This window comes from Serratia sp. JSRIV006 (genome assembly GCF_019968685.1).
Taxonomy (GTDB): Bacteria; Pseudomonadota; Gammaproteobacteria; order Enterobacterales; family Enterobacteriaceae; genus Chania; species Chania fonticola_B.
In genome coordinates, this window is record NZ_CP074137.1 from 3,273,020 (window position 1) to 3,297,301 (window position 24,282).

Here is a 24,282-nt window from a genome sequence, read left to right on the forward strand (position 1 = left end):
TGGTGATAAGGACGAATGTAGTAGCCAAGGGGAGCCATTTTCAGGTGCAAAGTTAGTCTTTAACCAAGCTGGTTTGAGGACGAATGTAGTAACCAATTTGTGGCACGTTCGGTCCCCTCTCCCTGTGGGAGAGGGCTAGGGTGAGGGGTAAAGTTATAAATTGCTAACGCGCTTATCCTTTGGATACTTCACCGTATAAGACAGGGTGAATTTCTCGGACTGATTCGCAGGTAAATCCACTGCCCACTGTACGTTGCCGGTGTCTTTATCGTAGCTGGCACCGTCGTACTTCAGCCCGTCGATAGTAATCGCCGAATCACGACTTAGCGGCATCTGTTCCATCACCACCAGCTTAATCGGCTCTTTACGGGTATTTTTCACGCTGGTGACAAAGGAGTACTGTTGGCTTACCGAATTGCCAAAAAACTCCGCCTTCGAGGTCAGCTGCTTGCCATTTTCGCGGTTAACGATAATCTTTTTGTCCCGACCCAATGACAGATCCAGCGTTTCTTTGGCCTCGGCGATATTGATATACCCCTGGCCGACAAATGAACCCTCGAAGAAAATACTGGACTTGCCCGGCAACAAATTAAGCGGTTCCCAGTCTTTTAACTGTACCTGCAAGAAGGCATCCGGTTCGATTTTCGGCACCACCACGTAGCGATAGTCGCCCTGAACGTCCACATCCTTGATGGTGACTGAATGCCCTTTGCCATCGGAGGCAATGTTATAAGGCAAGGAAATGCTAAAGCGGGTATTCACTCCGCCAGCATCGGTGACCACATAATCTGAGAGAGAACGTTTAGCTCTGCTGGCCATTGCGCCATCAAGCTCTTGGGCATCCGCGCCAGCGGCCATCTCAGCAACGGGAGCCGGTGCCGGTCTGGGTATCGACATTGCCATCTTGGAACTTGAGTAGTCCTGATAAAAATCGAGATACCAAGGTTGCAACTTCGGCGCCTGCGCCCCTTCGCTTGGGTTGCCGCTGGAAAGCGTCAGGTTGACCTTATCCCAGTTGATGCCGCTGTTCTGAAACACATTGGCCTTGTAGCTCAGCTTGACCGGCTGGGTAATGCTGTTGACCCGCACATCGTAAGTCGGCACCCAACCTGCATCTGGGATCACATAAGACAGCTTAACGTTGCTGGTCACGGCTTTCGCAGTGTAAAACTTCACCACCACCTGATTCACCGTTTGGCCAGTCTTCTGCTGGGCCTCGTCCAACTGGCTCTTCAGCTTTTCGATGCTTTTGTCAATCGCGGCGATCTTCTCTTTAAGCTCGATATCCGCCAGCAGCACTTCACTCATGCGGCGACTCACCAGTTCAAGCATCTGATTAACCTGCTCAACGGAAGCGCCCTCTTTCTCCGAACCCAGCGCCCGGTTACTTTCCAGCACCGCCAGCTGTGCCTGGATCACTTCCCGCTGTACGTTCAGTTTGCTTTGCTCACGCACCTCATCATCAATCTGCTTGGTTAATTGCTCCACTTCAGGCGACACATGTTCGGTGAGAAAATCGCGTTTTATGCTGAAAGATTGCACGACCACGCCGTTATCAGCATCAAGCATCAGGCTCTGTTCGTTCAGCCCGCTGGCAATATTGGTAAAGACGACTTCGCTTTCCCCCGCCGGTAGCGTCACTTTGCTGCTGTTGAATAACTCGGCACCGCGAATAAAGACCGTCACGTCGTTGAGCGTGACGTTTTGCGCCTGAGCCAGGCCGGTATAGGCCAACAGCACCGAGGCCGCCAACAACGTGGTTTTAAATCCTGGGAAGAGGGTCATCGTCATTTATCCTTAACAAAGAGGTTCCGTGCAGAATATCGACGAATTATAGCATGCAGCCTGGTGGTAAGATTTCTGAAAGATCATCGCGTTCAAAGGTAAAGCAGCGATATTCGTTTGATTTAGCCACGTCGCGCGGATCATGAAAGAAAACCCATTCCACGCGGTTATCACGCAGAATGGGTTGTAGTGAGGTAAGGGATAATTTACCGCAGGTTCGGTGCAGAGCCACGGGCCGCGCGCTGTTGCTTTTCCAACTGCATGGCTTGCAGGTCTGCTGGCCGGATCAGGGTTAACGCCGCCGTTGGACACACCTCGACACAGGCTGGCCCCGCTTCGCGCCCCTGACACAGATCGCATTTATTCGCCTGAGCCCGTTGGTACGCGACACCATTGCTGACATACCCCTGATTGACCACCACCTCCATCGCACCATAAGGGCAAGCCACCATGCAGCTCTTGCAGCCAATACAACGCGACTGGAGCACATGTACGCTGCCATCCTGGTTATAGATGGCCTCGTTCGGGCAGGCGTTCAGGCAAGGGGCATTTTCACACTGGCGGCACAGCATCGGTACGCTGACGCTAAGGGTTTTCATCACCCGTAAGCGAGGATTGAAGTTTTCCGCCGTCATCGGCAACGGATTATCCCCCAGATGCGCCATCACGCAGGCTATCTCGCAGGTGCGGCAGCCAATGCACTGTTTCATATCGGCAATGACAAACTGATTCATACCGTCTCTCCTTGAGCCGCGTTAGAGCACATTGAGGTAATAACCGATGCTTTCCGCCGCCTTGCGCCCTTCGGCAATGGCGGTCACGATCAGATCGGCACCGCGCACGATGTCACCACCGGCGAAAATCTTGCGGTTACTGGTTTGGTACGGATAACCCGCCACCGTTGGCGCCACCACGCGCCCTTGCCTATCCAGCATGACGTTATGTTCTGCCAACCAGCCCATACGATGCGGGCTAAAGCCAAAGGCCATGATCACCGCATCCGCCGGTACGATATGTTCCGAACCCTCAACAGGGACCGCCTGCCGCCTACCCTGGCTGTCCGGAGCCCCTATTTCGGTTCGCCGCATCTGAATGCCGCTGACCTTACCTTCTTCATCGATCACGATGCTTAGCGGTTGCAGGTTGAACATGAATTCTGCGCCCTCTTCCCGCGCATTTTTCACTTCCTTTTTCGAACCCGGCATGCTCTTTTCATCACGCCGATAGGCACAAATCACCTGCTCAGCACCGTGACGTAATGAGGTACGGACGCAGTCCATAGCGGTATCACCGCCCCCCAGTACGATCACCCGCTTGCCCGCCATATTGACGTAAGGGCTTTGCGGGTTTTCGGCATAGCCCATCAGTTGTTGGGTATTGGCGATCAAGAATGGCAAGGCGTCATACACTCCCGGCGCACCTTCATTTTCCAGGCCGGAACGCATCGATTTATAGGTCCCCACGCCAAGGAACAGCGCGTCGTAATCATTGAGCAGAGTTTCCATCGAGACGTCTTTGCCAATCTCGGTATTCAAACGGAACTCCACGCCCATATCGCTGAAGATCTCACGCCTTCTGGCCATCACGTCCTTATTCAGCTTGAACGCCGGAATGCCGAAGGTCAGCAGCCCGCCAATTTCCGGGTAGCGATCGAACACCACCGGTTTGATGCCATTGCGCACCAGGATATCGGCACAGCCCAGCCCCGCCGGACCCGCGCCGATAATGGCAACGCGCTTGCCGCTGTCTTTCACCGCCGACATATCTGGCCGCCAGCCCATCTCAAAGGCCGTTTCGGTGATGTAGCGCTCAATGTTGCCGATGGTGACGGCTCCCCCGTGCTCATTGAGCGTACAGGATTGCTCACACAGTCGGTCCTGTGGGCATACCCGGCCGCACACTTCCGGCAGGCTGCTGGTTTGGTGCGATAGCTCCGCCGCCTCCCAGATGCGCCCCTGGCTGGCCAGCTTGATCCACTGAGGGATCTGATTATGCAGCGGACAGGTCCAGGAGCAGATACTCTGCTTGCCGCAGCTCAGGCAGCGTTCGGCCTGTTGCTGGATCTGTTGCTCATTAAAGGGTTGGTAGATTTCGGCAAAGCTGGTTTTGCGCAACTCGAGCGGAATTTTGCTGGCTTCCAGGCGAGGTGCCCGAGGCTGTTGCAGCAGATGAAGGATCGGCGTTGATTTCTTCGGGGCTTTCGCTTCCGGGCTCTGATTAGCCGCACTGCCAAACAGTTGGCTATGGTGATCGCGCGCCGCAGCACGTAGCCGCTTTTCTCGCTGCTGGTCCAGCAACGTTTGGTTGTTCACCAGGCTGAGTGCATGGGTTGGGCAGGCACGTACACAAGCAGGCTCATGGTTCAGCTCGCTACACAGGTCGCATTTCTGTGCCTCAACCTTCTGATAGCTGTCGGCCAGGCGATGATTGGCGGGCTGCACCGTTTCGGTCACCACCGTCATCATGCCAAACGGACAAGCGACCGCACAGGCTTTGCAGCCGATGCATTTCTCCTGGCTGACCTGGATGCTGGTATCACTTTGTTCAATGGCCCCGGTAGGACAAACATTGGCACAGGGCGCATCTTCGCAATGGTGGCAGAACACGGCCGTATTGCCATGGGTGCCCTGAATAACCTTGACTCTTGGGGTGAAATATTCGCGCTTGCTTGGGTATGCCCCGTGATGGTGTGCGGTCACGCAGGCGACCTCACAACTCCGGCAGCCAATGCAGGCTTCTGATTCCGCAACGATAAATTGATTCATAGGTATCCTTTCCGAACAGGCTGACTGAAAAAACACGCTTTCGTTGACGTTATCTCCTTATCTTGGCTGGCGTAGGCAGGTGTCAGTAAGGTTATAACCATGTAAATATAGTGGTTATATTTGATCGGTTTCCATGACATTTCGCATGAAAATGGCGTAATACGCCAATCCGCTCTAAACCAGGCAGGACAACAATTAGCGTAATCACACATTGTCGTATTGGATCACATTTATAAAACGCCACTGGTTGTTATTTCACCACCAATACATTAATATTATTTATATATCTATGGTTTTTTTGTTGTAATTGAGCGGAATATATTCATGTAATAAATGGGGGGAAGCGCATGCCAGGGATGAGCAAACAAGCCAGCGGGCTGAGGTTTACGTTAAGCGTTGGCAACCTGCCAGCAGACGCTTTTGTGGTGGTGGAATTTACTCTGCATGAACAATTCTCCAGCCCGTTCGCGCTAGAGCTTGAGGTGGCTAGCGCCAAGCCCAGCGTGGAGTTCCGTTCAATCCTGGATAATACCGCCACGCTGACGATTTGGCGTGAAACCGAGGTACAGCGAGTCGTTAATGGCATTGTCACCTCCCTCGAACAAGGGGATGCCGGACTTCATCAAACGCGTTATCGATTTAGCATTCGTCCCTCGCTCTGGCGAGCCGGGTTGGGTCACCGTTCACGTATTTTCCAGCAACAAAACTTTCTGGAAATCCTGGAAACTCTGTTAAAAGAAAACAAGATCGGCGACTATGCCCACGCGTTGCGCTATCCCCATGCCGTACGTGAGTTTTGCGTCCAATATAATGAAAGCGATCTCGATTTTATTAACCGCCTGGCCGCAGAAGAAGGGATTTACTATTTCTTTGAGCACCAAAATGGCAAACATACGTTGGTGTTTTCCGATGATTGCGCCGCACTGCATGACGGGCCAACGCTCCCCTATTATCCCGACCAGTCATCGACCTCGTTGGATGAACCCTGCGTCACCACCTTTAAGCGCCGGGAAAGTTTACGCCTCGCCGAAGTGCTGTTGAAAGATTACACCTTTAAAGATCCCTTATGGTTGGCAGAGTTTGGCGATGACGCCCGCGATACTGAGCATCAGCCCGGCAAGTACTTTCATTACGATTTCCCAGGGCGTTTCAAAAGCACCGAGGTGGGTAAATCTTTTGCCCGCTGGCGCATCCAGGCGCTGCGTAACGATGCTCATCAGGGCGAAGGGGCAAGCAACTGCCCGGCGCTGCAACCCGGCGTGCGCTTTACCTTGGAAAACCATCCTCTGGAGGCGCTCAATACGCGTTGGCAAATCACCCAGGCTAACCATTCAGGGCAGCAACCCCAAGCGCTTGAGAGTAACGCAGGCGGGACGGGAACTATCGTAACCAGCCAGTTTGCGTTTATTCCCCACGATCAGACCTGGCGCCCTGCTTTACTCCCCAAGCCACGGATTGATGGTGCACAAATCGCCATTGTCACGGGGCCTGCCACTGAAGAAATCTTTTGTGATGAGTTCGGTCGGGTAAAAGTCCGTTTTCTCTGGGATCGCTCGGGCAGAACCGACGACAGCAGTTCCTGTTGGATCCGGGTATCACACCCCTGGGCAGGGCCACGTTGGGGCATGTCGGCCGTGCCACGCGTTGGCCATGAGGTGATCGTCGAGTTTCAGAATGGCGATCCCGATCAACCCATAATTATCGGCCGCACCTATCACGCCAGCAACCTGCCCCCGGGCAAGCTGCCGGGCACCAAAACCCAGATGTCGATCCGTTCGCAAACCCATAAAGGCGAAGGGTTTAACGAACTGCGTTTTGAAGATGAAAAAGGCCAGGAAGAGCTCTATCTGCATGCGCAAAAGAACATGACAACCGAAGTGCTGCATGACAGTTGCGCACGTATCGATCACGATGAGAACCAGCGGATAGGCAACGATCGCAGACAACAGGTTGTCCACAATGATTTTCTGCAGGTTAATGGCGAAAAGCGTGACCGGGTAGAAAGCGATTATTCCCTGACCGTGAATAGCAATTTCCACATTAACGCCAGCAACGCCTTATTGACGGAGGTTGGACAGGAAATTCACCTGAAGTCCGGCACTAAAATAGTGATAGAAACCGGTACGGAGATCACCTTAAAGGCCGGCTCCAGCTTTATAAAAATCGATCCCAGCGGCGTTACGATCGGCCCCACGCTCAATGTGGGTACCGGCAGCCCGGGCTCCGGCAGAGGATGGGGTGGCAGAATGCCCGATGTTATTCCTATCCCAGCCAGCGTCCCTGCCTTTGCGCTAAATCCTGCACAGGTTAGTGCGTTTAAACAACCGCGAGCATTTTGCGAAGAGTGTGAGCGATGTAAACAACAGGGTTGCGCGATTTAATCGGGACAGCTTGCCGGAGGCAACGAAGATATGGAGAGTCAACTACAGCAATGGCTGGCCAATTGCGCATCAGGACAACGGCTGTATGCGGTGTTGTCCACCGTTAGCGATGCGCAGCCATTGAAACACTACTATCAACTGGATGGTTCCCACGTTGCAGAAGGGATTTATCACTATACGGCTTACAAAGATTGGCACCAAGTGATGCCCTATCTGGTGGAGCTGTCGGTTAATAGCCCGTTTTTAGCGTGGGTGAGTGAAGCATCCTCAACGGACTGGGGATGGCTGGCAGTCAGTGAACAGCCGCGTCAGCGCATTCTCGACCATTTACGGGGCCTGACGCAGATTAATTTGCCAGATGGGAAGACGGTATTTTTCCGCTATTGGGACGCCCAGTTTCTACCGTTAATCCTGGCGGCCTCCACCGAGTCCCAGCAAAATCAGCTGATGGGGGTATTCAGCTCGCTTTGGGTCCGGCAACAGATGATTGAATTACCCGCCCAGGCAGCCCCAATTCTGACAGGGAAAGTGACGCTGGAAGAAGCGCAACTCGCCAAGTTAAAGCAGCAAAACCAGAACGAGCAGGTTAGCCAGCTACAGCGCTACTTTACCGATAAATATCCGAAGCGCACCCGCCTGTTGGGCGATGAACAGGTCCAGCGGTTCATTACCCTCATCACGGAAAAATGCCAAACTCACCGGCTGGAGCGTTTTAACGATCGTTGCCAATTCCTTGATTTAGCCTGCAGTTTAGGCAGCCATTTTGATACCGATCTCCAGCTTGAGCACATCGTCGCGCCCTATTTGACAACCGCAGCAGAGGAGCCAGGGCAGTTGGCCGTGTTAAATCAGCAGTTGGGGCTGGTTTTTGTACGAAGCATGGGCGAGCGGTTAGAGCTCTACCTGGCAGCGCTGGAAAGGCTAAAAACCCTGCAACTTACCCAGTTGCCCTATATGTATGAAGAACAGCACGTGGTGGATTATGTACGCTCACTTTACCCTGAGCGGGCGCAGTACGTTCCCATACATCAGATGTTCGGCCTATTAGCTCAAGATCAACATTGGTTTCAGGAGCATGGGGTCACCACGTTCCACGGGCAGGCGGTTATCCTGGCATTACAGTTCTTCCTGGGCCATAAAGTCTTTGACGACCCGCTCTATCCTTGGGTTAAGGTGCATTTTGCTGATAACCCCATTAATCAGGAAGACATACGGCTCGCTGAGTTGGTGGCCTACACTCAGCGACGCATCAGAAAGGAACTATTGATGTTACGTAAGCATTTGGAGGCAAGATAATGTGCGCATCAGATGGAATTATTTTTCCGGGTTTTGATTACAAATACAAGAATAACGACCCGAGTGACTATATTATCTTACCTAGCGTAAAAGAGCAGCAAGGTAAGATTACCGCCAATTGTTTAAAGACACTAGTGGTGTTTATTGGTGGCGCGATGGACGCAAGTTTTCAACCCTTGTTAAAGTTTGTTTTTGCTCCTTATGAGAAAAAAAATGGCAGAGATACCACGGATAACGGTGGTAAGGTTATCACCCTGCGCAAACAGGATGTGGCCTACTCCGAACATGGCGGTGGAAAAGTCGCGCCGCTAATGAAAGAATGGCATGCTGCCGGGCAGAAAATCGTGCTGGTAGGTCATAGCTGGGGTGGAGACCGGGCGATTTTATTGGCGCAGGAAAACCCCGATATTCCGATTGAACTATTGGTAACGCTTGATCCGGTATCCAGGAAGGGAAAAAGCCCCAAACCCGCCAATGTCAAACGCTGGGATAATATCTACATTGATTATTCGATTGCGGATGGGAGCTCCGCGAATCTAATCGCTCGCACGGGTGGCCCTTGGGAGAGCTGTCCAGGTGCTGATTATAATCAGGCACTAAATGTGTTACCTCGCATGTCCTATACCGGACATGCTAACGCCGAAGAAATGTTTAAGCTGGAGTCAAATAAAGTTGAAAAAATATAACCACATGCTTTTTTTATTACTTTTCACCTCTGGGTGCAAAAGTAACTACATCTCTTATTTATATATTGACAATCTAACCGAAATGTCAACGGCTTATTGTGAGAGTAACAAATTATCTGGATGCGATAAATACCGCTTATGCATGAGTGAGCAATATGACACTGTTAAATCTAGAGCACCTTTAGACCTCGCCATGGGCAAGTCTATTATTGTTAGAGAAGTCTTAAATATCGGATCAGAAGATGTTTTCACTCACTTAATCCCAGAAAGCTACAGTCTTTTAGACCCCCAAAAGCCCGATCTTAATGATTTAGGCCTAAGCGTTGGCGTAAGCTATTTTATTTATGCTCATAACGCCTGCGCCAGCATCACCGGGGATAAAACTTATAACATCGATAGCTACATGCCACTGTTGAGGGAGAAGCTTGGTGTTAAGTAACAGCCTCAAGGGTTTCAGGAACAACGCCCGCGCGACAAAAGTGTTATCTTTGTCGCCGTTGATTCATAAAGCTTTATTTTTTAATAACGTATTGGTTTATTTAGCTACGAAACAAAAAATTTCACCTTAAATTCAACTCAATAGCCTTACTACGCCACCAATCAGATCCCCCCTGCTTCGTCTATAATTTAAAAAAGCTAAAAATTGGCATCCAAGGTGGACACTATGGCAGGAAAGATCACAGGTTTAAGAAGCCGCTATCCGCTACATATCCAGATTGCCGCGCTGTTTACCTTGCTGATTGTCTCCATCGGCAGCGTAATCGTGCTTTTTAGCCACAGCCAACTCAGCAAACTGACCGAGACCAGCACCAACCGGCAGTATCAAAAAACCGGCGAAGCCATTGCTGCGGAGCTGGACTCCGTGACCCGCAGCATGAAAATGTCGGCGAAGATGTTGGCACGTATGCCAATAACAGAAGCCACCACCCTCGAGCAACGCATGGCATTTATCGGCCCGCTGATCGAGATACTCAAGCAAAATGATTATGCCAATGCGGTATACAGCGCTTACCCCAACGGCGATTTCTTTATACTACGCCGCCTCACCCCAGCCAACCGAGCTTTATTTAATGCGCCGGAAGATGCCGAATGGCTGGCGCAAAGCTACCGCTTTTTAGAGACCTCGCCCCAGGCTCAGAATATCTTTTTGGACGGTAAACAGCAGGTTATGGCGGTAAAAACCGTGCCGTATAATAATTATGATCCCCGGGAGCGTACCTGGTATCAGTTGGCAGTAAAAACTCAGCAACTGATTACCTCCCCGCTCTATACCTTCAAAGGCACCGGTGAGACCGGCTTCACCTACAGCATCCAGGCTCCAGATGGCCATGCCGTGATCGGTTTGGACGTTTCACTGGCTTCACTTTCGCTGTTTCTTCAACAAAGCCTACCGCCGGATAGCCAGGCGGCGATCATTAACTCTGCCAATGAAGCTATCGCCAGCCTGCCTGCACAAAACACCAAAAGCCAGGATGGACTCAACAGCATTGCGCACATCCCGGTACTGCAAGCGTTGCTAGATCCCCATCACGGCGCAAGCGGCCTATTTACGGCACAAGGGCAGAGCTGGTTTGGAGCCGTTGTGGAGCTTAAGGGGCAAAGCCAAGGCTACCAGTTGGTGATTGCCACGCCCTCGGCCTATCTGACCGCTGATGCCAACGCCATCCGCAACCGCTCGACCCTGATCGCCTTTGCGTTGCTGCTGCTCGGCCTGCCGCTGGTCTGGTATTTCTCCCTACGTATTTCACGGCCGCTGATCCGCCTGCGCCAGGATGCCGACGCCATCAGCAATCTGCATTTTGATGAGCGGGCGGAGGAACGCTCGGTGATTGAAGAAGTGGACGACCTGCACAAAGCCATGTCCAAAATGAAGCTGACGCTCAAGCAGTTTATCTCGATGGGCAGCCTGTTATCCGCCAAGGATAATTTCCCGCAGCAGATGCAGGGCTTGCTCAATGAAACCAGCAAAATCGCGAACATGAGCGGCGGCATTATTTTCCTGTCAGACAAAACGCCCGGCTGCTTTTCACCCATAGCCTGCAACTGGGCTGGAAAAGAGGTGGCCAGTTCGGAGGTGGCATCGTTGCAGTTTGATCCACAACATTTCAGCGCGTTTTGGCAGATCCTGGAGGGTAAAACCGTTGCCGGAGTCTTTACCAACGAGAATATCCCCAGCCAACTGCACACCATCTTTGGTTCCCATTTGCCGCTGCACTATGTGGCTGTCCCGATGCAAACGCATGATCGGGAACTGATGGGGTTCTTACTGCTGCTTAATCCTGCCGAAGCTGGTCCGGAACATGGGCAAGCCAAAGTACAACTGATTAATGCTCTGGTGGGCAGCTTATCGGTAGCAATAGAGACGCAATATCTGCTGCAAGAGCAAAAGCATCTGATGGGAGCCTTTATTCAGTTAATCGCCGGAGCGATCGACGCCAAGAGCGCCTATACCGGCGGCCATTGCCAGCGCGTACCGGTCATTACCAAGATGCTGGCCAAGGCAGCGGTTGAGGCCAAACAAGGGCCGTTCGCCGATTTTACCCTTTCCGCCAATGAGTGGGAGGAACTGCACACCGCCTGCTGGCTGCACGACTGCGGGAAAATCACTACGCCGGAGGCCATAGTGGATAAGGCCACCAAGCTGGAGATGATTTACGACCGTATTCACGAGGTGCGGATGCGCTTTGAGGTGCTGAAGCGGGATAAAGAGGTTAGCTTCCTGCGCAAGCACGCTACGATCGCCGCTACCGAGCAGGAAGAACAATGGCTACGCGATGAGCTGCAGCAGTTGGATGAAGATTTCTATTTTATTGCCCAGTGTAATATCGGTGGCGAATTCCTGTCTGACAGCGCGCTCGCACGCATTCAACAAATCGCACAATATCAATGGACCCGCACTCTGGATGATACCGCAGGCGTGGCACGGGAAGAATTGGCGCGCAAAAACCGCCGCCCTGCCGTCCCCTTACCTACTCAGGAACCACTGCTGGCGGATAAAGAAGAACATATCATCTACCGCGACGAGAAAAGCCATCTGCCTGAAAGCTATCACTTCAAACTCAAGGAGCCGACCTTACTCTATAACCACGGGGAGATTTACAATCTGGGTATCCGCAGAGGCACCCTGAGTGAGGAGGAGCGCTATAAAATCAACGAGCACATTATACAGACTATCATCATGTTGGAAAAACTGCCGTTCCCACGCACCATGGCCAACGTGGCGGTAATTGCCGGTGGCCATCATGAACGCATGGATGGTAAAGGCTACCCTTACCAGTTAACCCACCAACAGATGAGCATTCCGGTGCGCATGATGGCGATCGCCGACGTGTTTGAAGCCCTGACGGCCGCCGATCGGCCTTATAAACCGGGCAAGCTGTTATCTGAGGCACTCAATATCTTGGTCAGCATGGCAAATGAAAATCATCTGGACCGCGAATTGATGATCCTGTTCCTGGAGTCTGGTATTTGGCATGACTATGCACTGAGCTATCTGCAAGCCGATAAAATAGATACCGTCGATATTCCCGCGCTGTTACGCAAACTCGAAATCCCCGATTGCCAACCAACGAACTGATACCCAGCAGCTTCACGACATAGGGGCGCAGCGGCGCCCCCGCCGTCTAACATCTCGCTATTTTTTCTGCCGTTGCGCCTCAAACCACACGCCGCATTGGGAGAAGAGCAACGTATTACGATCTTTCACCAACACGTTATCACCGGGAACGCCTTCAGTCCCCTGATCGGTGATCCCCGGTACGGTGACATCCTGATGCTGAATGATGACACGCTGCACCGAAGGCGTACTGATACCCAAAATTGGGAAATCGACGTACCAATTATCGCCCGAGTTATCTTCCACAAACTCTTGCGCCTCTACCGTGGTGGTGATCGCCCCCTGATTGATCAGGTGCTGTTCATGCCAGGTAAAACCGTCTGCTTTATAGTTGATACTATTACCGACCAACTGCTGTGCCTGCTTTTCATCCCAGCAGCCCACGGTTTGGGTGGGAATGATCTTGGTCACGCTCCAGTTGCCGATTAACGCCGATGGGATCGGGGCTGGGGCGTTTTGTGCTGCCCAGGCGGTGGGCAACGACAGCACCAGCAGCGCAGCCAATGGCAAGATTCTTTTACTCAGGGCGAGGTATTGCATGGTACGGCTCCTTAGAGTGCTGCAAGTCTATCAATTACAGTGACCAATCTGTCTATGACTTTACCTAAGCCATTGGCCTTTCAGCAAGCGGTGTTAACGTGGAATTAGCGGCCACCAACGTTGTTCATCATCCCGCTGCTGCCACTGCGTCTCCCCGCTGAGTGCCAAACGCCGGTCTTGCAGATAACGATATTCGCGGCGAGCCGCTTCCAGCAGGCTGAAATCCAGCTCTGCCTGCACTATTCCCGGCTCGCGCCCCAGTCTGGCCACCTCACGCCCCAAGGGATCAACAACCAGGCTTTCGCCAGCAAACTGCATCCCACATCCATGCCCGGCGCGGTTGGCCATCGCCACAAACATCTGATTATCCTGAGCGCGAGCCAGCAAAGCGTTACGATGCACGTGACCATAGGGATCCATATTGCCATCGGTAACCAGCAACAGATCGCACCCCATCAGAGCCAACGCTCGTGATGCCTCTGGGAATTCGATGTCGTAGCAGATCAGTAAACCAATACGCCGCCCCCGCCACAGCCCGCAGACCAGGCGATCGCCCGCTTGCGCTTCGGCGCGTTCATTGGTCCATAAATGGCTTTTGCGATAATGCAGATAGATGCCCTGCTCCGGTGTGATCAGCACCGAGCTGTTGAACAGTTGCGTGCCATCCTGCTCAAGAAAACCCACGGCGACGGCAATCCCCGTACGCTGGCTTGCCGCCACCACTTGCGCGAGTTCCGGGCCTTGCAGTTGCAGCGCGTAGTCCGTATTGCCATCAGGATGGGTAAAGCCGGTAAGCTGCGTTTCTGGCAACACCAACAGGTCGGTTTGGCCGCTGCAACGTTCAATCTGCGCCAGCACGGCGGCCAGGTTATGGGCAATGTCCCCTTCACGGCAGGTAAATTGGGCCAAGGTTATCCGCATTGATTACTCCTTTTAAGTCGAACAATGTTTTTACCTGTTATAACCACTGGCTGGCAAGTCACTGTTAACGGAGACAATCAATAAACGGCAGCGTTATTCCTCCGGATGATAGCCATTGAAGTAGAGATTCAGCAGCACCGCCGCCACCGAAGAAAGCAAAATGCCGCTGTGCAGCAAAGGTTGCAGGCTCGCTGGCATCTGGGTAAAGAAATCAGCCGCTACGATCGGGATCATGCCAAGCCCCAGGCTGATGGCGACAATATAGGCATTATAACGATTGGTATTGAAGTTGACCCTGGTCAGGATCTTGATGCCGGTAGACAGCACCATACCAAACATCACGATACCTGCGCCCCCCAAGACAAACTGCGGGATCGAGGCCACCAGAATAGACATTTTGGGGATCAGGCCAAACAGTACCAGAATCAAACCTGCCATCACGCATACCCAGCGGCTGGACACCTGAGTAACGCTGACCAAGCCAATATTCTGGGAGAATGAAGTATGCGGGAACGTATTGAAAATACCGCCGATAACGGTTCCCAGGCCGTCAACACGCAACCCGCGTACCACGTCCTGCTTGGTGGTTGGGCGGCCGACAATTTCGCCCAGCGCCATAAACATACCCATCGATTCAATAAATACGATCAGCATGACGATCGTCAGAGTGATAATCGACGCAGGATCAAAGGTGGGCCAACCGAAGGCAAAGGGGCGCACGATGGCAAACCAGGCGGCATCATCCAGGCCAGAAAAGCTGACTTCTCCCATCAACAGCGCCACCACAAAACCGAAGCCAATCCCCAACAGCACGGAAATATTAGAGATAAAGCCTTTGCTAAACCGGGTGATTAGCAAAATAAAAATCAGCACCAGCAACGAGACGCCAATATAGGCCGGGTTACCGTAGTTGGCATTGCCCCTGCCCCCTGCAGCCCAATCTATCCCGACCCGCACGATGCTCAGGCCGATGGAAGTGATCACAATCCCCGTCACCAGGGTTGGGAACAGCGGCATCAAACGGCCTACCAACGGCACCAGCAACGTGGTGATAATTCCAGCCGCAATGGTGGCACCAAAGATACCGGTCAGGCCGATTTCGGGGTTGGCACCGATGGCCAACATCGGCGTGACGGCTGCGAAGGTGACGGACATGATGACGGGCAACCGAATACCCGCAAAGCGCCCCATCCCGATGCATTGCAATAGCGTCACCACGCCACAGCAAAACAGATCGGAGCTGATCAGATAAGCAATCTGCAGCTTATCCAACCCCAGGCTGCCGCCGATCATCAATGGGACGGCAACCGCCCCCGCATACATCACCAGGACATGCTGAAGCCCCAGGGTAAAAAGATGGGCAATGGGTAATATCTCTTCAACTTTATCAATCAGTTTTTCAGTCGTCTGCGCCTTTTCGCCGGGCAAAATAGTATTCAAGTTGGTCATGAAACCTCACTCCTGTACGGCCTTGATCAGGTTGTCATTCCTGATGGCTACGATTCGAGGGCACAGCCTGATAACCCCCCTGATAATGGATGTACGGCACGAGTTTGGGGCATGCATTTTGTGTGCAGAGTGAGCTGTTCTCAGGTGGTATTGTGCAGGGGAGTGTTTTAAATGCGAAAACCATCACAGATGAGGCTTAATTTATTTCGATTTAATTAACATTATATTAGATAAAAAATAACATTCCCCCTCAGCGAAAATGGTGCAATTGATAAAATTACCAATATGATTCGTCTCAATTTGAGATCCCACCTCTGTACCCATCCGATAAACCGATAGCAGCGACATGTTGCAATTTTGGTTGGCAAAATCTGCCACCGGTTGCTAATTCCTTGATTGCCCGTCATTCCCGGGTTTCCACAGCCAACCAGAGGTGCGCTATCAAAAGTAACAAGCCGATAACCCGCATAGAAATGGTCAATAATTAGCCTGTTTTTGGTTTATTTATGAGCGACAGCTGTGTATATTACCACCACTCAGAAGGAATGAGTCAGGCGATCCGGCCACTCCATTACAGGGATAGACGTTCAGTTGCTCTTTCAGAAATCTTTTATGCTTAAATTTTTTGCTGTATTTCTCACTTGCTCAGCGTTTTGCATGAGCTTTTCCGCTTCAGCCAGTTCCGGCCACAATAATACTCAGGAGCTAAAAAAAATCCTGTCGCATTATGACCGATGGGAAGGAGTACGTTACAAATTCGGGGGTAACTCGCGCAAAGGCATCGACTGTTCAGCCTATATGCAGCGCGTATTTCAAGATGAATTTGCCGTCAGCTTGCCACGCAGCACCGGTGAACAAATGAAACTGGGCTCGCGCGTAGCCAAAAGCGAGTTAAACACAGGCGATCTGGTGTTTTTCAAAACCTCATCCCGTCAGCGCCACGTCGGCGTTTATATCGGGGAGGGTGAGTTTGTTCACGCCTCTACCAGTATGGGCGTCACCGTTTCCAGCCTGGATAACCAATACTGGAGCGCGCGTTACGAACTGGCCCGGCGTATCAATGGCAGCGATGCATAAACCTGCCCACCAGGCCAAACCGCCGGTCACTACTCCGGCGGCCAAGGCGAGGATCACTGCTTCTTGCGGTTACGGCGCATATCGATAGCCACGGCGGCCACGATGATCATGCCTTTGATAATGTCCTGAATGTAGGAATCCACGCCAATAAAGGTAAAGCCACTTTTGATCAGGCCGAGGATCACCGCGCCGATCAGCGTGCCGGTAATGCGCCCCACTCCGCCCATCAGGCTACTGCCACCGATGACCGCGGCGGCAATGGCGTCCAACTCATAAGACACCCCCATGCTCGACTGCCCGCTACTGACTCGTGCCGCCAGCACCACGCCCGCTAATCCTGCCAACCCACCCGCAATGGTGTAGACCGTCACCAGGTATTTATTGACGTTGATCCCAGAGACCCTGGCCGAGGTCATATTGCCGCCGATGGCATACACGTATTTGCCATAACGGGTGTGCTTCAGGGCGATATGGAAAATCACCGCCACCACCAGGAAAATAATCACCGGCATGGCACCCTGGCCAATCGAGGTGAAGCCGTCCGACAGAAAACTGACCGGGTTACCTTTGGTGTAATACTGCGCCAAACCACGGGCAGAAACCATCATCCCCAAGGTGGCGATAAACGGCGGAATACCGGTGCGAGTGATCAAGAACCCGTTGATAAATCCGCAAATAATACCCACCCCAATCCCGGCCCCGATGGGGATCGCGGCGGGCAGGTCCAGCAGGCCCGGATACATTGGCGAAATGCTTTCGGAGGTTTGCGCCAGGCTGGCCGCCACCACCGCCGTCAGGGCAATCAACGAGCCAGATGAGAGATCGATACCGGTGGTAATAATGACCTGAGTTACACCAACAGCAATGATGCCGATAATCGCCACCTGCAAAACGATCAACAGCAGGCGGTTCGGGTTAAGCAGGAATGACTGATCGCGCACGTACCAGCCCAGCATTTCAAAAATCAGCGCGATACCGATCATGACGATAAAGATGCCGGTATCTTTCGGCAACTTGCCGCTGAAACCGGCAAACGGCGAGACTTTGACTGGCTGAGTTTCCACTTTGACGTTATTCATTGTGTTTTACCTTTGCGTTATTCCGAGGCCAACGCCATGATTTTTTCCTGGTCTGCTTCATCTTTATCCAGGATCCCCGTAATGCGTCCGGCGTGCATCACCATGACGCGATCGCTCATGCCGAGTATTTCCGGCAGTTCAGACGAAACCAAAATAATGGCGACGCCGCGGTGCGCCAATTCGCTGATCAGGCGATAAATTTCTGCCTTGGCCCCCACGTCGATACCGCGCGTGGGTTCATCCAGGATCAGGACCTTCGGCTGCGCCAATAGCCAGCGGGCAATCAAGACCTTCTGCTGATTGCCGCCGCTGAGGTTATTGATAATCTGGTCCATCGTCGGGGTTTTAATATTGAGTTTGCTGATTTGCTCCATGCAGTCTTTGGCCATTTGCGTCTGGCTGACAAACCCGTTTTTGCTGGTATAGGCGGAAAGGTTGACGATACTCATGTTCTCCACCACCGACAGCACCAGAAACAGACCAGACTTTTTACGGTCTTCGGTCAGGAATGCCAGCCCTTGCTCGATGGCTTTGGAGGGGGAACCTATTTTTACCGGCAAGCCTTCAATATAAATCTCGCCCCCCTCAGCCGGATGCATGCCAAACAGGCTCTCCATCACTTCGCTGCGCCCAGCTCCCACCAGCCCAGCAACCCCGAGAATTTCCCCACGCTTAACCGCAAAGGAGATATCGTGGAACCAACCGCTGCGCCGCAACCCGGCCACACGCAACACCTCTTCACCGATATTGTTATTAAACTTGGGGAACATCTGGGTCAGCTCGCGCCCCACCATCATGGTGATCAGCGACTGTTTGGTCAGGTTTTCGGTTTTATCACTGGCGATCGAGGTGCCATCACGGAAGATGCTGACCTCGTCGGTGATGGCAAAGATCTCATCCATTTTGTGGCTGATATAGATAATGCCTTTGCCCTGCTGCTTCAGTTCACGAATGATCGCAAACAGATGCACCACTTCCCCTTCCGTTAATGCCGAGGTCGGCTCATCCATGATCAATACGTCGGCGTTATAAGACACCGCCTTGGCAATCTCGACCATCTGTTGGTTGGCGATGCTCAGCGTGCCCAGTTGGGTTTCCGGGTCTAATTTAATCTTGAGATGCGCCAACAGTTCGCGGGTTTTACGGTTTAATTCCTCGTGGTTTACAAAACCCAGCTTGGCGGGTTCACGCCCCAGCCAGATATTTTCTGCCACCGTCATATGCGGCACCAGGTTCAGTTCCTGGTGGATCATCGAGATGCCCGAGTGCAAGGCCGCCTGCGTATCGTTAAACGTCACCGGCTGCCCTTTGACCTTGATGGTGCCGGCATCGGGCCGATAAATACCGATTAAGCACTTCATCAACGTCGATTTACCGGCACCGTTTTCCCCCATTAACGCATGTACGCTGCCCGGTTTGATCTTGAGCGACACGTTATCCAACGCCTTAACGCCCGGGAACTGCTTGCTGATGCCTTCCGCCTCCAACACATAAGGATACATACTGATAACCTCCGCCGTTATCCTGCCGATCGCTGTGAACGATGCCCCGTACCGTTGGGCAAGGGGCCGGTTGGTCATTACTTTTTATTCTTGTCGGCAAAGTCCTGGTAATTGGCTTTGGTGATCAGTTGGTAAGGGATCATGACGCTGCTTTCAACCTTCTCGCCCTTGACCAGTTGAATGGCGGTTTGCACGGCGCCCTCCCCCTGACCTTTGGCATCCTGGAAGATGCTGAGGCTCAAATCTCCCTTCTTGATAAACTCCAGGGCATCTGGCGTACCGTCCACTCCCGCTACCAGCACACCGGTTTTCTTCGCCTGCTTCAGCGCCAGAATGGCACCGATCGCCATTTCATCGTTGTTGGAAGCGATGGCATCAATCTGCTGGCCGGAGAGGATCCAGTCGGTCGTCACATCAACCGCCTCTTTGCGGAAAAACTTGGCGGTTTGCTTATCGATGATATGAATATTCGGATACTGGGCCACCACTTCCTCAACGCCGCGAGTCCGATCACGGGTGGCTTCACTGGAAAGCTCGCCGAGCAGGATCATCACATTGCCCTTGCCGTTCATCAGCTTGGCCAGCTCTTCCATCTGCAGCTTGCCCGCCAGTTTGGAGTCTGAACCTACGTAGGCCATACCGGCTGGCATTGTGGCCTCTGGCCGACGGTTGACGAACACCAGTGGAATATGGGCGTTCTCCGCCAGCTTGATCATTGGCTTGACGCCCTGGGTATCTACCGGGTTAAGGATGATAGCGTCGACCCCTTGGCTGACAAAGTTCTCTATCTGCTGGATCTGCTGCGCGATATCGCCTTTGGCATCTTCAAACTGGCCGCTGACGTTACCTTCCTGCTTCATTTTGTTTTGCATGGATTGGCGCAGGATGGTCAGGAAGTTGTCATCAAAGTAGGCCATCGACACGCCGATCTTGATATCTTTGGCTAACACCGAGGCTGGCAGCATGCACATCAGTAGCGAGGTGACGATCAATTTCTTCAGCTTCATGTTCTGTACCCTTTAATTGTTAGAATGAAGAGGCCTGTTGATTTGACGACTAATGAAAAATATTTTTTACATTCAAACAACAACCCGCTCGTTATTATCGTCTTAAAACCCTGTTCCGCGCGGTATCTCATCAGTTAATACTGGTTATGAGATGCTTAGGGATAATTAAAAATAATCATTAAAACAATGCATTGAAATGAACTCCTGATGTGACTGTTAAACATCCCACACAGATATCAAACGTTTATTTCAAAAAAGAGACTAGTGAAATTTTTTAACCCAAACAAGCGAAACGTGTGTTTTGGAATGAGCAAATAACAAAAACATGACAGGGATCTAACAAATGGACGTAAAGTGACCGCTGCTCCCCCTCACCCCAGCCCTCTCCCATTGTAAAATCGGGGGATCCCATAAACAGCTGTTTAAGGGAGAGGGAGCGGGTACGGTGTTGTAGGTAAGAACGGAAGTCAGTCTGGAGGTATAAGGCAGAACGCCGTAGTCAACATTCGGTTCCCTCTCCCTTCTGGGAGAGAGTTAGAGTGATGGGGATGTTAGTTTTGTTCTGAGACCAGCACGGCCAGCGTATCCGGCTCCAGGGCGCGGAAGATGTGCGGCCGGTCGGCTGGGTAGCAAATATAATCCCCGGCATTCAGCTCGGCAGGCCCTTCCACCAGCCCGACCAAGGCACGCCCTTGGGTGATGACGATGTGTTCCACCGAGCCTAACGGGTGCGGATGAGAAAGACGGTCGGCTCCCGGCTGGGTCGTCAGCAGATAGATATCTCGCCGTGCGCCAGGCGGACAGGTTGCCAACAGCACCGCCGTATAGTTAGCCACTTCCGACACCACAGCCGCCCCTTCCCCACGCCGGATCACCTGCGTTTTACTCTGCTGCGGCTCCATCAAACGCGCAAAGGGGATATCCAGCGCAACGCAGAGTGCCCACAACGTTTCCAGGCTCGGATTACCATTCCCCGCTTCCAGTTGAGACAGCGTTGATTTGGCAATTCCTGCCCGGCGAGCAATTTCTGCCAACGAGAGGCCTGTACGCTGGCGTTCGCGCACCAGAGCTTCCGCAATGATATTGATGGGTTGTTTCATAGGCCGCGTAACTCACTTTATAACGAACGATCGTTCGACTTGTAAATCGAGATTGAAGTGTTCATTATAATAGAACAACCGTTCGTTTTGAGAAAGGCAGTGAGAAAAATAGTATGGCTAAAAACTTTTTCCCCTCGCTCGATAAGGGCGTGATCAAAGGGATCGCGCTGGTCTGCCTGGCGGACGGCATCGTGGGGATCTCCTATGGTTCGCTGGCGACCGGCCTGGGTTTCGAGCTCTGGGTCCCGCTGATGCTGTCGTTGCTGGTGTTGGCGGGCGCCTCTGAATTTCTGTTTATCGGCATCGTCGCCAGCGGTGGTAGCCCCTTCGCTGCGGCGGCAGCCGGGCTGCTGGTAAATGCACGCCACCTGCCGTTCGGTATGGCAGTGAAAGAGGTGATCGAGCGCAGCCGCTTTAAGTTATTGGGTTGCCATATCATGAATGATGAAAGCGTGGTGTTCGGCATTTCCCAACCGACGTTGGCCAAAAAACGGGCGGCCTACTGGCTCTGTGGGCTGGAGATTGCCGCCTGCTGGCCGTTGGGCGTGTTGATTGGCGGTACCATCGGCAGCTTTATTCCCGATATCAATGCCATCGGGCTGGACGCCGTGTTCCCCACCATTTTGCTGGCCTTGATTGTCGGTTCGCTGAAAAAACTGCGCACCTGTATTTCCGCCTGCTCCGGCACCCTGATTGCCCTGGCTAGCGTGCCCTTGGTACCGATTGGCATGCCAGTGCTGTTTTCACTGTTGGGTTTACTGATCAGAAAGCGAGAAAAATAATGGATAACCAAACACTCATCATCGGCATTCTGCTTCTGGCCAGCGGCACCTTTGCGTTTCGCTTTGCCGGTTTCCTGCTGGGCCGCAGCCTGAGCTTTTCTGATCGGGTTCAGGCCTTGCTCGCCGACTCTGCCACCACGTTGCTGCTCGCCGTAGCGGTGATCGCGACGCTGTTCGAAGGGCAACACTTTGCTGGTTATGCCCGTTTAGGCGGTGTGGCCGTGGGAGCATTATTAGCCTGGCGGAAAACGCCGTTAATCGTGGTGTTGCTGGCTGCGGCGGCAGTGACGGCACTGTTGCGGGTAGCCGGTGTGGCATAACTCACTGCTGGCCGGGTATGATAGCGGCCGGCAGGTATGCTGCCTCACCGTAGATAGGATAGAAATGGAGAAGCTCGCCACATTAGCCGTAGTTGGAATAGTGCTGCTTGCGCCCTGGACAGCGCTACAGGCCGTGACGCCAGTGGGCCCAGGTTTTACCCCTGACCGGCCTGCTTCGCTGTTTGACTGTCAGGCTCCGTTGATCAAGCTGTTAGCCAGCAGCAATCAGGCGCTGATCCGGGCGGAGAAAGTGCCAGCGAACAAGCTGGAAATCAATATTGAACCACGGGCCAACGGCATACAGGCCATTCAACTGTTCGACCGCCGCAAGTCAACCTCACCCGATTCGCCAGGGGCCGGACATCTTGGTTGGGTCATGTACGATCCGCAAACCGGCCAGCTACTGGATAACAGCGCCGACGAACAGCATCCGCTGCAACTCACCTTTAATCCACAGTACGGCAAACAATATCAGCAATGCCTACAGAAGGAGCAGCGCTGCGCGGCCATTTTGGACCAGATGAAATTAGGCCCAATCATTGCCGATTCCCCTAAATATGTGGTGCGTGGTAAAGGACGGGCTTATTTTCACGTTGCCCCCACCGAGCAGTGCGTCAATGAGTCTCAATTTGTGATCCCGGATGACAAAGTGCAAGTGGTGGGTTATGCCGCGCTTGAACCCGTCGAAGGCGAGAACAATGGCTATCTGTTAGTCGGTTATGGCAATGCCTCCGGCTGGATCAACGTTGACCGTCTGGCCCCGCTCGACGAGGTTTGCCACGATGCGCAGGCCAGCGCCGAATCCGCAATAAGCAAAACGGCCTCGCCTACGGCGAGGTTTCTGGTGAAGAACAAGAAACTCTATTTTTACGACTCGCCGGATAAGCTCTGCCAGGATGAGGGTGGGAAATTTGTCGTCAATGGCGATAGCGTGACCGCCATGCACGGGCAGGCTTATAAGGGATTTTTGTTTGTGAGTTATCTTCACCCCAAAACCGGCGATAAAACCACGGGCTGGGTGAAAGCTGATGGTTTGGCTGGGCAATAAATGCAGATCCGATATTGCCTTATCCGCTGATTTTCCAGACGGGCGCAGCATGTTGTCAGCAGACTAAAACCCACCGAGCGGTGGGTTAGAGATCGCTATTGATCAATCAGGCAGCCAGCTCAAATAAATAGAGCGTGTAGTCAACCTTGCTCGCCACATTACCCGGCGTTGCGCGGCCGGTACTGCAGAAGTTTGCGGCAAAGGAGGCATAAACCTCACCATCCATCACCGGGACAAACGCCGAACTGACCAGTTGAGAGTGACTCCCTGCCTGGACAATATCGCCTTGCTGGTTACGCAGTTGGATCTGCACGTTACCCGCTTCCGCCATATTAATCAGGCCGCCGGTGGCAGCATCAACCGTGGCACCCCCCTCAAAAAACACCAAGGCGTGAGTATATTGCTCCGGGATACCTGCAACGCGGATGTTAAATTGGTGTGGCATGGCCCTGTCGCCAGGATTTGCCAGCTGCACTTCGCTTACTGCACCAAGCTGCACGTAACCATTTTGCGTTTCGCTGCCGTTAACGCTGACGGTGAGGCCTGCATTGCGTGGCCGCTGTACAATAATGCCACCCTCTTCAATCCCCATGGTTTGGGCAACGATTTGTCCAGCAAAGTTGATGGTTCCATTGACGGTATTATTCATGATAAATATCCTTATCCTAATAAGAGAGCACAGTGAAACTGATGTTCCACCTGATTTAATTCGCAGTGTTTGTTCTGCTTAATTAAAGATTACCCACTTAATGATAAGGATTCCTTCTGTTACCGTTGTGCTGTCAATGGCAGGACGCTGATGCCGACGGATAAATCGCTGGGATTTTTGGTAGATATGATCTTTAACCGTGTGAGGGGCCGAACGCAGCAACTATCCTTCAAACTGGTGCCCCACAACGTTGAACACGAGCTGAAAGCCATCCTGAGT

General features: G+C 52.6%; 20 protein-coding genes. 9 read left to right on the forward strand and 11 right to left on the reverse strand.

Annotation, left to right across the window (positions count from 1 at the left end):
• Positions 1-153 precede the first annotated feature (153 nt).
• The 3 genes from KGP16_RS15150 to aegA form a co-directional block, all read right to left on the reverse strand.
• Complete coding sequence (locus KGP16_RS15150; protein ID WP_223499926.1) at positions 154-1,791, reverse strand: DUF4139 domain-containing protein; 1,638 nt, start codon at positions 1,789-1,791, stop codon at positions 154-156.
• Positions 1,792-1,991: 200 nt separating this feature from the next.
• On the reverse strand, positions 1,992-2,519 hold the full coding sequence (locus KGP16_RS15155) for a 4Fe-4S dicluster domain-containing protein (protein WP_223499927.1): 528 nt from the start codon (positions 2,517-2,519) through the stop codon (positions 1,992-1,994).
• Positions 2,520-2,540: 21 nt separating this feature from the next.
• Entirely contained in the window at positions 2,541-4,550 is a 2,010-nt protein-coding gene (gene aegA / locus KGP16_RS15160) for a formate-dependent uric acid utilization protein AegA (RefSeq protein WP_223499928.1), read from the reverse strand.
• A gap of 356 nt (positions 4,551-4,906) precedes the next feature.
• Here aegA and KGP16_RS15165 point away from each other — a divergent pair, with 356 nt between their 5' ends.
• The 5 genes from KGP16_RS15165 (at position 4,907) to KGP16_RS15185 (ending at position 12,490) form a co-directional block, all read left to right on the forward strand.
• Positions 4,907-6,931, forward strand: coding sequence for a type VI secretion system Vgr family protein (locus tag KGP16_RS15165; protein WP_223499929.1), 2,025 nt, complete (start codon positions 4,907-4,909; stop codon positions 6,929-6,931).
• A 30-nt stretch (positions 6,932-6,961) separates the two neighbouring features.
• The gene (locus KGP16_RS15170) at positions 6,962-8,227 is read left to right on the forward strand and encodes a DUF4123 domain-containing protein (protein ID WP_223499931.1); all 1,266 of its coding nucleotides are present in this window, start codon (positions 6,962-6,964) and stop codon (positions 8,225-8,227) included.
• Complete coding sequence (locus KGP16_RS15175; RefSeq protein WP_223499932.1) at positions 8,227-8,913, forward strand: alpha/beta hydrolase; 687 nt, start codon at positions 8,227-8,229, stop codon at positions 8,911-8,913. Before KGP16_RS15170 ends, KGP16_RS15175 begins: the two co-directional genes overlap by 1 nt.
• Entirely contained in the window at positions 8,900-9,352 is a 453-nt protein-coding gene (locus tag KGP16_RS15180) for a hypothetical protein (protein ID WP_223499933.1), read from the forward strand. The genes KGP16_RS15175 and KGP16_RS15180 overlap by 14 nt, the downstream gene beginning before the upstream one ends.
• A gap of 225 nt (positions 9,353-9,577) precedes the next feature.
• The gene (locus KGP16_RS15185; protein ID WP_223499934.1) at positions 9,578-12,490 is read left to right on the forward strand and encodes an HD domain-containing phosphohydrolase; all 2,913 of its coding nucleotides are present in this window, start codon (positions 9,578-9,580) and stop codon (positions 12,488-12,490) included.
• Between the two features lie 57 nt (positions 12,491-12,547).
• Here KGP16_RS15185 and KGP16_RS15190 read toward each other — a convergent pair whose 3' ends face one another.
• The 3 genes from KGP16_RS15190 to KGP16_RS15200 form a co-directional block, all read right to left on the reverse strand.
• Positions 12,548-13,069, reverse strand: a complete 522-nt coding sequence (locus tag KGP16_RS15190; protein ID WP_209523821.1) for a hypothetical protein — start codon at positions 13,067-13,069, stop codon at positions 12,548-12,550.
• Positions 13,070-13,162: 93 nt separating this feature from the next.
• On the reverse strand, positions 13,163-13,990 hold the full coding sequence (locus tag KGP16_RS15195) for a carbon-nitrogen hydrolase family protein (RefSeq protein ID WP_021806738.1): 828 nt from the start codon (positions 13,988-13,990) through the stop codon (positions 13,163-13,165).
• 93 nt (positions 13,991-14,083) lie between these two features.
• Complete coding sequence (locus KGP16_RS15200; protein ID WP_218519235.1) at positions 14,084-15,439, reverse strand: nucleobase:cation symporter-2 family protein; 1,356 nt, start codon at positions 15,437-15,439, stop codon at positions 14,084-14,086.
• Between the two features lie 657 nt (positions 15,440-16,096).
• Between KGP16_RS15200 and KGP16_RS15205 the strand changes: the two genes are divergently transcribed.
• Positions 16,097-16,516 (forward strand): NlpC/P60 family protein, encoded by a 420-nt coding sequence (locus KGP16_RS15205; RefSeq protein ID WP_021806740.1) that lies wholly within the window; start codon positions 16,097-16,099, stop codon positions 16,514-16,516.
• A gap of 53 nt (positions 16,517-16,569) precedes the next feature.
• Here the strand turns inward: KGP16_RS15205 and KGP16_RS15210 are convergent, their stop codons facing one another.
• The 4 genes from KGP16_RS15210 to KGP16_RS15225 form a co-directional block, all read right to left on the reverse strand.
• A complete protein-coding gene (locus tag KGP16_RS15210) occupies positions 16,570-17,595 on the reverse strand; it encodes an ABC transporter permease (protein WP_021806741.1) in 1,026 nt (341 codons plus the stop codon).
• Between the two features lie 17 nt (positions 17,596-17,612).
• Positions 17,613-19,097: a sugar ABC transporter ATP-binding protein gene (locus KGP16_RS15215; protein ID WP_021806742.1), complete on the reverse strand. Its 1,485-nt coding sequence runs from the start codon at positions 19,095-19,097 to the stop codon at positions 17,613-17,615.
• A 77-nt stretch (positions 19,098-19,174) separates the two neighbouring features.
• Positions 19,175-20,104: a sugar ABC transporter substrate-binding protein gene (locus KGP16_RS15220; protein ID WP_223499935.1), complete on the reverse strand. Its 930-nt coding sequence runs from the start codon at positions 20,102-20,104 to the stop codon at positions 19,175-19,177.
• 551 nt (positions 20,105-20,655) lie between these two features.
• A complete protein-coding gene (locus tag KGP16_RS15225; protein WP_223499936.1) occupies positions 20,656-21,204 on the reverse strand; it encodes a helix-turn-helix domain-containing protein in 549 nt (182 codons plus the stop codon).
• A gap of 113 nt (positions 21,205-21,317) precedes the next feature.
• Here KGP16_RS15225 and KGP16_RS15230 point away from each other — a divergent pair, with 113 nt between their 5' ends.
• From KGP16_RS15230 to KGP16_RS15240, 3 genes are all read left to right on the forward strand, one after another.
• Positions 21,318-21,986, forward strand: a complete 669-nt coding sequence (locus KGP16_RS15230) for an AzlC family ABC transporter permease (RefSeq protein WP_223499937.1) — start codon at positions 21,318-21,320, stop codon at positions 21,984-21,986.
• Positions 21,986-22,306, forward strand: coding sequence for an AzlD domain-containing protein (locus KGP16_RS15235; protein WP_021806744.1), 321 nt, complete (start codon positions 21,986-21,988; stop codon positions 22,304-22,306). Before KGP16_RS15230 ends, KGP16_RS15235 begins: the two co-directional genes overlap by 1 nt.
• Before the next feature lie 64 nt (positions 22,307-22,370).
• The gene (locus KGP16_RS15240; RefSeq protein ID WP_223497824.1) at positions 22,371-23,354 is read left to right on the forward strand and encodes a hypothetical protein; all 984 of its coding nucleotides are present in this window, start codon (positions 22,371-22,373) and stop codon (positions 23,352-23,354) included.
• Positions 23,355-23,460: 106 nt separating this feature from the next.
• On the opposite strand, the gene KGP16_RS15245 is transcribed toward KGP16_RS15240, so the two are convergent.
• Positions 23,461-24,003 carry a fimbrial protein gene (locus tag KGP16_RS15245; RefSeq protein ID WP_059201044.1) on the reverse strand — a complete coding sequence of 181 codons (543 nt, stop codon included), beginning with the start codon at positions 24,001-24,003 and terminating at the stop codon, positions 23,461-23,463.
• Between the last annotated feature and the right edge of the window lie 279 nt (positions 24,004-24,282).